The organism is Clostridium sp., assembly GCF_051654825.1.
Taxonomy (GTDB): domain Bacteria; phylum Bacillota; class Clostridia; order Clostridiales; family Clostridiaceae; genus Clostridium.
On record NZ_JBOFYU010000151.1, the window covers coordinates 1 to 10,700 of the forward strand.

Sequence of the window (10,700 nt, forward strand, 5' to 3'; positions counted from 1 at the left end):
TTGTCCAAGTACCTCTATATTCCCAGTAATTTTTTGGAAATATAGTTAGGTTTATTAATGTTACTCTTTTTTATATGAGACAAACTTGATAATTTCCAATTTTATTTATTTTTTATCTTGACATATTACCAGTCGTCTATGTCTAATAAGCAATACTTAAATTATATTATAACTAATTTACTTTTTAAATACTCATACACTCTTATATAGACATTTATTGTATAAAAAATGATGCATTTAATTTTTTATTAATTTATAATTGAAATTAAATCTATATTTTTTATTTAATAGGAGTGTTTTTATGAATATATACTTAGATAACGCTAGTACTACATTTCCAAAGCCTAAATCTGTTGTAGATTCTATATATAATTTTTTAACTAACATAGGTGGTAATGCTGGAAGATCAAATCACTCAAATTCCCTAGAAACTAATAGAATTCTATTTGATGCAAGGTCTATAATAGCTGAATTTTTCAACTATAGTTCTATTGAAAATGTTATTTTCACTAATAATATAACAACATCACTAAATATATTAATTCAAGGTAGTTTATCTCCTGGAGACCATGTAATAGCGTCTTCTATGGAACATAATTCTGTAATTAGACCGCTTATGTATATGAAAAATAATCATCAAATTGAATTAGATATTGTTAATGCAGATAAAAATGGCTTTATTAATCCATTAGATATTGAAAAACTAATAAAGTCTAATACAAAATTTATAGTTTTGAGTCAAGCCTCCAATGTAACTGGAAGCATACAGCCTATAAAAGAAATAGGTGCTATTTGTAAAAATAATAATATTTTCTTTATCCTAGATAGCGCTCAAGGTGCTGGAATGTTAAAAACAGATTTTAAAGAACTAAATCTAAGTGCCCTTGCTTTTACTGGGCATAAAAGCTTATTAGGACCTCAAGGTATAGGTGGATTTATTATAGATGATAAGTTAAATGAAATCTGTAAGCCTTTAATTTTAGGTGGAACTGGTAGCTTATCTCATGATTTGCATCAACCAGATTTTTTACCTGATAAATTTGAATCTGGAACTTCTAATATGCCAGGAGTAGTAGGTTTATTAGAAGCAATTAAGTTTATAAATAATGAAGGGTTAGACACTATTTACACTCAAAGTAAACTTCTTCGTAGCTATTTTATAAATGAGTTATTAAATATTAAATCTGTAAAGTATTATGGAGATGTTTCAGGTGAAAGATCCACAACTTGTTTATCATTTAATATTGATGGAATAGAAACCTCTGAATTATCATATTTGCTTGATTATGAATTTGGAATTAAAAATCGTTCTGGGTTACATTGTTCTCCTTTAGCACATAAAACTATAGGAACATTTCCTACTGGAACTGTAAGACTAAGTACTAGTTACTTTACTACTAAATCAGATATAGATATAGCTATATCTGCAATAAACAAAATCTCAAAGAAAGGAGTTTAAAATTGAATAATAAACCGTTACCTAATAATGATTTATCACTACAAGATAGAATTTCTAAAATCTTAATTTTCGTATCCATTTACACATTACTAGTTGTTCTTTTTACAAGTACTGTTAAATACACATTACCATTTGTTTTAGCTGGAGTTTTTGCAATTTTACTAAGAAAACCAACTAAATACTTATGTACTAAATTAGGTATTAAATCATGGTTAGCATCACTTATATCCACAATAGTATTTTTCACATTATTTATTGTAATTATGGTAGTTACTATTACAGCACTCACTGGGGAATTAATTTCTGTAACTAAGTCTCTTCAGGAATTTATATCTAATAATTCTTCATCATATTTTACGCAGCTAGAGTTCTTCTTTGAAAAATTAATTAATAGTTTAAATGTAATTGATCCTTCAGTGTGGGATAGTATTGCAGCCACTGCAAATAATTCAATTAATAAATTTTTACAAGTTGGTATTAATGGTGTGACTTCATTGATTACATTTCTTTTTTCATTTTTCACTTATATTCCATATATAGGAATGACTATCGCTTTTACTTTATTATCAACTTACTTTTTTACAGAAAGATTAGTTAATAAATCTAATAATTCTAAGGGATTACTAGACATTTCTATAAATAAGAATATTTCGAATGCTATACATCATGGAAAAAAGTTAATAGGAAATTATATATTTGCATATATGTTTATAATTTTTGTAAGCACATTTATAACATTCATAGGATTTATTATTTTAGGTGTAGATTATGCATTATTACTTAGTATTCTATCTGGACTATTAGACCTACTTCCTATAGTAGGAATGGCATGTGTCTACATTCCATTAGCTCTTTATTTCCTTATAAAAGGCAATGTTTTTGTAGCAATAGGCTTAATAATACTTTATTTATTAGTATTTTTATCTAGACAATTTATTGAACCTAAGATAATGAGTTCTTCTTTAGGAATAAGCCCTATAGCAACTTTAGCAGCAATTTTTATCGGTCTTCAGCTTAATGGATTTTCTGGTATGATATTTTGCATGATGCTTATTATAATTTATAAGGTTTTAAGAACAGTAGAAATACTATAATCATTTGTATAACAACCTCCTTTTTTGGCAATAATTTCAATAAAGGGAGGTTTTTCTATGAGTAAATGTTTTTCAATCGATTCAACTGCACCTAACTCATATATTGAAGTTAGAGATTATTTATGTAAAAAACTTAATTCTTTAATTAAAGAAAATAGAGATATAGTATTTATATGTATCGGAACTGATAGATCTACTGGCGATGCATTAGGACCTTTAGTAGGTTACAAACTTAAATTTATGTCACGTAATAATATCCATATCTATGGTTCACTTGAAAGCCCTATACATTCTAAAAACATTGAAAGTATTTATAATAAAATTCTTTCAAATTTAAAAAATCCATTTATTATTGCTATAGATTCATCTTTAGGAGCTGTACAAAATATCGGTAAAGTTATTATTAAAGATGAACCTATTAATCCAGGCTTAGCTTTAAATAAGAATTTACCTAAGATAGGTAATATGAGTATCACCGGAATAGTAAATATAGCAGGAAATTTTGAATTTATGGTTTTACAAAACACAAGACTTTATACAGTTATGGAGTTAGCTGATTGTATTTCTAATGGTATTTATCATTTTATTCTTAAATCTATTGGAACAAACAATAAATATTTTAATAACTCACTTGATTCTATTAAATGCTTATAACGAATTCAAATTAAATAGTATAAAAATAAAAGATGTAATACTTAGTCTTTAACTATCATTACATCTTTTTTGTGATTATTTTTTATTTATAGCTTCCTTTAATACATGTTGTTCTTCTTCTGATAAATCATATCTTGAAATTCCCTTATCAATAGGCTTTGCATATGTAGTACTTTCTTGTCTTCCATATATTCCTGTTAAAATAACTCCATCGTTATAAGAATCTAATATTGCTATTGAGAAACTTAAATCACTTCCTACATTTTCAAAGGCCTTATATCTCATAATAGCTATTTTATTAACGCATTCTTTCATGTTTTCTTTAATAACATCACATTCTTTTAATGCATTATCAGCCTTTCCTATAGCTACTTCTATGTCATTTAACTTTGAATCAATATGTTCTTCTAAGTTTTTATTATTTACGCCCCTCATCATTTTTCTGTATTTACGTTCTAATTTATTAACAGAGCTCATTAGTATTAAAACAATAACAAATAATAATATGGTTATAATTGCTAATCCTATTACAATAAAAACGCTATATTCATTTATCATATTAATTATATTTTCCATATTAGTCATCCTTTCAAGTTATAATGTTTCACGTGAAACATTATAGTATATTAATATTATGTACTTTTTAATTTAAAATATAGAATGTTTCACGTGAAACATTCTATATATTTATTATTTCTAATATTCTTTGTAAATCTTCATCAGAATAATATTCGATTTCTATTTTTCCTTTATTATTTTTATTACTTATACTTACTTTAGTTCCAAAATAATTTTGTAGTTTTTCAGTAACATCTTTGTAGTAAGGATTATTTTCTCTTTTTCTTTCAACATCTTTTGATTCCCTACTTATAGATTTTATTAATGTTTCTAATTCTCTAACAGAAAGTTTTTCATCTATTACTTTTCTAGCGATTTCTTCTTGAAGCTTTTGATCTGATATTGTTAAAAGAACTCTTCCGTGACCTTCTGTAATTACTCCATCTATAAGATATTGTTGAACAGCTTCAGATAAGTTTATAAGTCTAATTAAATTTGTAATAGAAACTCTAGACTTACCAATTCTTTTACCTAACTCATCTTGAGTAAGCTTAAATGTATCAATTAATCTCTTATATGCTAATGCTTCTTCTATTGGATTTAAGTCTTGTCTTTGAATATTTTCAATTAAAGATATTTCTAAAATATCTTTATCAGTTAAATCCATAATAATAGCTGGTACCTCTTTTAGTCCTAATAACTTAGCTGCTCTCCATCTTCTTTCTCCAGCAACAATGATATAGCTATCTTTATCTTGTTTTAATATTATAGGCTGAACAATTCCATGGTTTTTTATTGATTCTGCTAATTCTGCTATTTTATCATCATCAAAAAGCTTTCTTGGTTGCATATTATTACTTTTTATTTTATTTATAGAAATTAGGTTAGTAGATTCTTTTTTTTCTCGTGAATCACTTTGCTGCATTTCTTCTGGAATTAATGCTCCTAAACCCTTCCCTAAAGCAAACTTCTTACTCATATCTTCACCTTCTTATTGATTACTTAAAAATTCTTTAGTCAATGATCTATATGCTTCTGCGCCCTTACACTTTTCATCATAAAGCACAATTGGTAAACCAAAGCTTGGAGCTTCAGCTAGTCTTATATTTCTTGAAATTGTACTATTATAAACCTTATCTCCAAAGAAGTTTTTTACCTCTTTATAAACTTCATTACTTAGATTTGTTCTATAATCATACATTGTCATAACTACACCTTCAATATCTAAATCCTTATTTAAAGATTTTTTAACTAATTGAAGTGTATTCATTAATTGACCTACTCCCTCTAATGCATAAAATTCACATTGTATAGGTATTAAAACTGATTCAACAGTTGTTAAAGCATTAATCGTTAATACTCCTAAGGATGGCGGGCAATCAATAAATATAAAATCATATAATTCCTCTACCTCTTTTATTTTAGTTGCTAAAATAGTCTCTCTATTTTCTTTTCCTATTATTTCAACCTCAGCACCTGCTAATTCCATAGTAGATGGTGCTATAAATAAATTTTGAACTAATTCACTTTCTACTATAACATCTTTAAAAGATGCATCTGATGTTAATACATCATACATAGATAACTCTAAGTTTCTTTTATCAATACCTAATCCACTTGTAGTATTCCCTTGAGGATCTATATCTATAGTTAATACCTTGTAACCTTCCATTGCTAAATATGCACATAAGTTTATATTGGTAGTAGTTTTTCCAACTCCACCTTTTTGGTTAAATATACAAATTTTCTTCATAAATAAAGCTCTAATTCTAGAGCTTCACCCCCTTCCCATATATCCTATTATATATACTTTTTTTACATATTAAAAGATTAACATATTAAAAAACTTGTAATTAATTCTAATTTTATATAAAAAAAATTACACTTATATCTAGTGTAATTCTTTTTCTAATTTTTATTAGTTTTATATTTATTTTTTTGGTATTGATACCGTTATTTGTATACATTCCTCTGAATCCTTAAAGTTATATTCTGCTGGAATATTAAACTTATCAAAGACTTGCTTAATTGTATTAACATAAAGCTTAGCTGGAAATACACTTTTTACTTTTTTCTTAGAGTCATCTTGCATTTGTTCACCAGCAAGTTTAAGTAATTCTTTATTAATTAATTCTTCCGTTTTCTTAACATTTAAAGAATCCTTTATTACCTTATTTACTACTTTTAATTGTAGTTCTTCATTTGGTAATGATAATAATGCTCTTGAATGTCTTTCCGTTAACTTATTTTCCACACAAATAGTTCTTACTTTATCACTAAGCTTTAATAATCTTAATTTATTAGCTATGGTAGATTGTTTTTTACCCATTCTTCTAGCTAATTCATCTTGAGTAAATTTATGATCATGAATAAGATTATAATATGCTTCTGCTTCTTCAATGAAGTTTAAGTCTTCTCTTTGAAGATTTTCTAAAAGAGCTATTTCAGCTGATTCAGTATCTGTAATTTTTATTATGTTGCATGGCACAGATTCTAGTTCAGCAAGTCTAGCAGCTCTCCATCTTCTTTCTCCAGCAACTAATTCATATTTATCTCCCATCTTTCTAACCGTTATAGGCTGAATAATTCCATATTCTTTTATTGATTGAGATAATTCTAGTAATGCCTCTTCATTAAAAAACTTTCTAGGTTGATATGTATTTGGAAAAATTTCATCAACCCTTATACTTATAATTTCTTTATTCATAATTCACCCAACCATCCCTTATTTGTTTATTACTTATATAAAAATTAATAGATTTTTAAATAATACTCCTTAAAAATACACCATTCGATAATTATATATAAATTATTATCATATTTTCTATTTTAAAGGCTTTTTGCTTACTGTACCAGCTTTTCTAGGATATATTTTTGAACATTCCTTTATTTTTTTAACTTCAACAATGTTGTGTCTTAAATCCGTTCCTTCTATTTCAACTTCAATTATTCCTTTTAGCTTACCGCCAAGAGTTCCAATTGCATTTTTACCGTCTTGAAGCTCTTCATCTATTGAAGGTCCTTTTAAAGCAACAAAATGTCCTCCAACCTTTACATAAGGCATACAGAACTCTGATAACACTGCCATATTAGCTACAGCTCTTGATGTAGCTATATCGAATTTCTCTCTTAACTCAGGCTTTCTAGCTCCATCTTCTGCTCTTGAATGAATAGTTACTACATTTTTTAAACCAAGATCTCTTACTACTGTATTTAAAAAGTTTATTCTCTTATTTAAAGAATCTAATAGTGTAACATTTAATTCTGGTTTCATTATTGCTATAGGAAGCCCTGGGAATCCTGCTCCTGTTCCAACATCAATTAAAGTTTTAGCATTTTTAATTTCTTGAGACTTAAATGCTTTTATACAATCTATAAAATGCTTCTTTATTACCTCTTCATCTTCAGTAATAGCTGTAAGATTTATTTTTTCATTCCATTCTTGAACTAATCTCATATATTTTATAAACTGCTCATATTGATGCTCTGATAAATCCATACCAGCTTCTAAAGCAGCTTCTTTCATTAAATCAAAAAACTCCATTATTTCCTCCATTGAATTTATTGTTTTTTCTTATATTGATGTTCTATATAAATATGAAGTACAGATATATCAGCAGGTGATACTCCAGATATTCTTGAAGCCTGACCTAAGCTTAAAGGTTTAATATCAGAAAGCTTTTGTATTGCTTCTATTCTTAACCCCTTTACTTCTTTATAATCTATATCTTCAGGTATTAATTTTTTCTCAAATTTTCTGAATTGATTTACTTGCTCTAATTGACTTTGTATATATCCTTCATATTTTGCAATTATATTAATTTGCTCACCAATATTTTCAGGATATTTTGGTCTTTCTAAATCTAAGTTAGCTAATGAGAAATAATCTAATTCAGGTCTTTTTATTAATTCATAGAACTTTATTGGCTTCTTTAAATCAGCTGATCCTAATGATTCTAGAAATTCATTTACTTCTTTTTTAGGAGTTACTTGTAATTCCTTTAATCTTTCTAACTCATTTTCAATATCTTCTTTTCTTTTTAAGAACTTGTTATACCTCTCTTCTGTAACTAACCCTGCTTTATATCCTAATTCAGTTAATCTAAAGTCAGCATTGTCTTGTCTTAAAAGTAATCTATACTCTGCTCTAGATGTCATCATTCTATATGGCTCATTAGTTCCCTTAGTAACTAAATCATCAATTAAAACTCCTACATATCCATCTGAACGAGTTAATACCATAGGGTCTTCACCTTTTATCTTTAATGCTGCATTAATCCCTGCAACTATACCTTGTGATGCTGCTTCCTCATATCCTGAGCTACCATTTAATTGGCCGGCTCCGTAAAGTCCTTCTATATGCTTAAATTCTAATGTAGACTTTAATTGTGTTGGGTCTATTGAATCATATTCTATTGCATATGCAGTTCTCATTATCTCTACATTTTCAAGTCCAGCTATAGTTCTTAACATTTTTACTTGAACATCCTCTGGTAATGATGATGACATTCCGCCAATATACATTTCTAATGTATCTTCACCTTCTGGTTCAACAAATATTTGATGTCTTGATTTATCTGGGAATCTCATAACCTTATCTTCTATAGATGGACAATATCTTGGTCCTACACCTTCTATTAATCCATTGTACATTGGAGATCTTGAGATATTTTCTTCTATTACTTTGTGAGTTTCTTCACTTGTATAAGTTAACCAACAAGACACTTGATCTCTTTCAATGTTATCGTTCATAAATGAAAATGGAACAATCTTCTCATCACCTGGTTGCTCAATCATTTTTGAGAAATCTACTGATCTCATATTAATTCTTGCTGGCGTACCAGTTTTAAACCTTCTTAGTGATATTCCTAAATTTATAAGTGATTGTGATAATTCATTCGCTGCTGATAATCCATTAGGACCACTATTATAAGTTACATCACCTATAATAATTCTAGATTTTAAATATGTACCGGTAGTTAAAACAATAGCCTTACATTTAAAATAAGCTCCATTTTTTGTTAAAACACCAACAACTTTATTATCTTCAACATCTACCTCTATTACTTCTAGTTGTCTAACTGATAAATTTTCTTGATTTTCTAAAACATTTTTCATTCTATCTTGATATTTCTTTTTATCAGCTTGAGCTCTTAATGAATGCACAGCTGGCCCTTTAGAAGTATTAAGCATTCTTGATTGAATAAAAGTATTATCTATATTAATACCCATTTCTCCACCTAATGCATCTACTTCTCTAACTAGGTGACCTTTCGCCGTTCCCCCTATATTAGGATTACAAGGCATCATAGCTATTGAATCAAGATTTATAGTACAAATTAATGTTTTTAACCCCATTCTAGCTGTAGCTAAAGCAGCTTCACATCCTGCATGACCTGCTCCAACAACAACTATATCGTATTCCCCTGCGTTATATTTCATATTTTCACTTCTCCTATTTTCCACAACAAAATTCTCTAAATATTTTGTTGACTAAGTCTTCTTCTAATTCAGATCCTGTAATCTCACCTAAAGCTTTTAACCCGGCAGTTACATATATTGATATTAAATCTAAAAATTCGTTATTTTTTACACGTACATAAGCATTTTCTGAGTTTTCTCTAGCTTTAATTAATGCTTGCTTATGTCTTGAGTTAGATATTATTAAACTTTCACTATCTATTTTACCATCAAAGAACATATCTTTAATCTTATTTTTAAGACCATCTATACCAACTTCTTCTTTTGCAGAAATTTTTATAATATTTTCAAATGATTCTAATATATTGCTACTAATTTTACTTTCTAAATCGATCTTATTTAGAATAGCTATAGTATTTTTGCCTTTTACAGCATTTATAATTTCATTGTCTTCTTCATCCAAATCTCTTGAAGAATCTAATACTAGCAATACTAAGTCAGCCTCTTGTATTTTTTCTCTTGATCTTTCTACCCCAATTTTTTCAACAACATCTTCTGTTTCTCTTATACCTGCTGTATCTATTATTTTAACTGGAATCCCATCTAAGTTTATGTATTCTTCTATTACATCTCTTGTTGTTCCTGCTATGTCTGTGACTATTGCTCTTTTTTCTTTTAAAAGCGCATTTAATAAAGATGATTTCCCAACGTTAGGCTTTCCTACAATTGCAAGGCTTAACCCATCTCTTATTATTTTTCCCTCTTCTGCACTCTTTAAAAGCCTATCCATATTATCAATAGCTTCCTTTAAGCTTTCCATAACCCTTGGAGGAATAGTTGGATCTATTTCTTCATCATCTTCAGTAAAATCAACAGCATATTCTATTAATGCTAAAACATTTAATAAATACTCTCTAAGCTTATTTATTTCCTGGGAAAGTGAACCTGAGCTTTGCATTAATGCTGATTTCATAGCTAATTCCGTTTTAGCTGTTATTAAATCCATAACTGCTTCTGCTTGAGATAAATCTATTCTTCCATTTAAAAATGCTCTTTTAGTAAATTCTCCCGGCTCTGCTAATCTTGCTCCAGCCTTTATTACATTTTCTAAAACTTTATTTGTAGATGTTATACCACCATGACAATTTATCTCTACAGTATCTTCAGCAGTAAAGCTCTTAGGTCCTTTCATATAGCTTATTATTACTTCATCTACTAACTCTTTTGTTTCAAAATCTATAATATTTCCATATTTCATAGTGTAAGACTTCATTTCTCTTATATCCATACCACTTTTTGCTACAAATATCTTTGATACTATTTCTAAAGCTTTATCACCTGAAACTCTTATAATAGCAATTCCACCTTCTCCTATGGCTGTTGCTATTGCACAAATTGTGTCAAATTCTTTCATTAGTTATCCTCCTTCTAAGTTGCTCCCCTTTCTTTATTATATCCCAATTTAGATAATATACATTTTACAAAAATAATTAAATTAAGTCAAAAATTCGAAA

At 27.9% G+C, this 10,700-nt stretch carries 10 protein-coding genes; 3 read left to right on the top strand and 7 right to left on the bottom strand.

Annotated elements, in window-relative coordinates; all coding sequences use genetic code 11:
- Positions 1-301: 301 nt before the first annotated feature.
- Genes ACRDBA_RS09120 through yyaC form a run of 3 tightly spaced genes read left to right on the top strand, consistent with a single transcriptional unit; the run spans position 302 to position 3,207 of the window.
- Positions 302-1,459 (top strand): aminotransferase class V-fold PLP-dependent enzyme, encoded by a 1,158-nt coding sequence (locus ACRDBA_RS09120; protein WP_438572611.1) that lies wholly within the window; start codon positions 302-304, stop codon positions 1,457-1,459.
- Between the two features lie 2 nt (positions 1,460-1,461).
- Positions 1,462-2,553: a sporulation integral membrane protein YtvI gene (gene ytvI / locus ACRDBA_RS09125; protein WP_438572612.1), complete on the top strand. Its 1,092-nt coding sequence runs from the start codon at positions 1,462-1,464 to the stop codon at positions 2,551-2,553.
- Positions 2,554-2,610: 57 nt separating this feature from the next.
- Entirely contained in the window at positions 2,611-3,207 is a 597-nt protein-coding gene (yyaC, locus tag ACRDBA_RS09130; protein ID WP_438572613.1) for a spore protease YyaC, read from the top strand.
- Between the two features lie 75 nt (positions 3,208-3,282).
- On the opposite strand, the gene ACRDBA_RS09135 is transcribed toward yyaC, so the two are convergent.
- The 7 genes from ACRDBA_RS09135 to mnmE all read right to left on the bottom strand — a co-directional run bounded on the left by ACRDBA_RS09135 (position 3,283) and on the right by mnmE (position 10,600).
- A complete protein-coding gene (locus tag ACRDBA_RS09135) occupies positions 3,283-3,783 on the bottom strand; it encodes a DUF4446 family protein (protein WP_438572614.1) in 501 nt (166 codons plus the stop codon).
- Between the two features lie 103 nt (positions 3,784-3,886).
- The gene (locus ACRDBA_RS09140) at positions 3,887-4,744 is read right to left on the bottom strand and encodes a ParB/RepB/Spo0J family partition protein (RefSeq protein WP_438572615.1); all 858 of its coding nucleotides are present in this window, start codon (positions 4,742-4,744) and stop codon (positions 3,887-3,889) included.
- Between the two features lie 12 nt (positions 4,745-4,756).
- Entirely contained in the window at positions 4,757-5,518 is a 762-nt protein-coding gene (locus ACRDBA_RS09145) for a ParA family protein (RefSeq protein ID WP_438572616.1), read from the bottom strand.
- Positions 5,519-5,695: 177 nt separating this feature from the next.
- Positions 5,696-6,472: a nucleoid occlusion protein gene (gene noc / locus ACRDBA_RS09150; protein ID WP_438572617.1), complete on the bottom strand. Its 777-nt coding sequence runs from the start codon at positions 6,470-6,472 to the stop codon at positions 5,696-5,698.
- Positions 6,473-6,589: 117 nt separating this feature from the next.
- Positions 6,590-7,309, bottom strand: coding sequence for a 16S rRNA (guanine(527)-N(7))-methyltransferase RsmG (gene rsmG / locus ACRDBA_RS09155; RefSeq protein WP_438572618.1), 720 nt, complete (start codon positions 7,307-7,309; stop codon positions 6,590-6,592).
- A 17-nt stretch (positions 7,310-7,326) separates the two neighbouring features.
- Positions 7,327-9,207 carry a tRNA uridine-5-carboxymethylaminomethyl(34) synthesis enzyme MnmG gene (gene mnmG / locus ACRDBA_RS09160; RefSeq protein ID WP_438572619.1) on the bottom strand — a complete coding sequence of 627 codons (1,881 nt, stop codon included), beginning with the start codon at positions 9,205-9,207 and terminating at the stop codon, positions 7,327-7,329.
- A gap of 13 nt (positions 9,208-9,220) precedes the next feature.
- Positions 9,221-10,600, bottom strand: coding sequence for a tRNA uridine-5-carboxymethylaminomethyl(34) synthesis GTPase MnmE (gene mnmE, locus ACRDBA_RS09165; RefSeq protein WP_438572620.1), 1,380 nt, complete (start codon positions 10,598-10,600; stop codon positions 9,221-9,223).
- Positions 10,601-10,700 lie beyond the last annotated feature (100 nt).

Coding starts and splice junctions, on each gene's coding strand:
- rsmG (WP_438572618.1), bottom strand. CDS start 7,309: ATGGAGTTTTTTGATTTAATGAAAGAAGCTGCTTTAGAAGCTGGTATG.
- ACRDBA_RS09140 (WP_438572615.1), bottom strand. CDS start 4,744: ATGAGTAAGAAGTTTGCTTTAGGGAAGGGTTTAGGAGCATTAATTCCA.
- mnmG (WP_438572619.1), bottom strand. CDS start 9,207: ATGAAATATAACGCAGGGGAATACGATATAGTTGTTGTTGGAGCAGGT.
- ACRDBA_RS09135 (WP_438572614.1), bottom strand. CDS start 3,783: ATGGAAAATATAATTAATATGATAAATGAATATAGCGTTTTTATTGTA.
- ACRDBA_RS09120 (WP_438572611.1), top strand. CDS start 302: ATGAATATATACTTAGATAACGCTAGTACTACATTTCCAAAGCCTAAA.
- ACRDBA_RS09145 (WP_438572616.1), bottom strand. CDS start 5,518: ATGAAGAAAATTTGTATATTTAACCAAAAAGGTGGAGTTGGAAAAACT.
- mnmE (WP_438572620.1), bottom strand. CDS start 10,600: ATGAAAGAATTTGACACAATTTGTGCAATAGCAACAGCCATAGGAGAA.
- noc (WP_438572617.1), bottom strand. CDS start 6,472: ATGAATAAAGAAATTATAAGTATAAGGGTTGATGAAATTTTTCCAAAT.
- yyaC (WP_438572613.1), top strand. CDS start 2,611: ATGAGTAAATGTTTTTCAATCGATTCAACTGCACCTAACTCATATATT.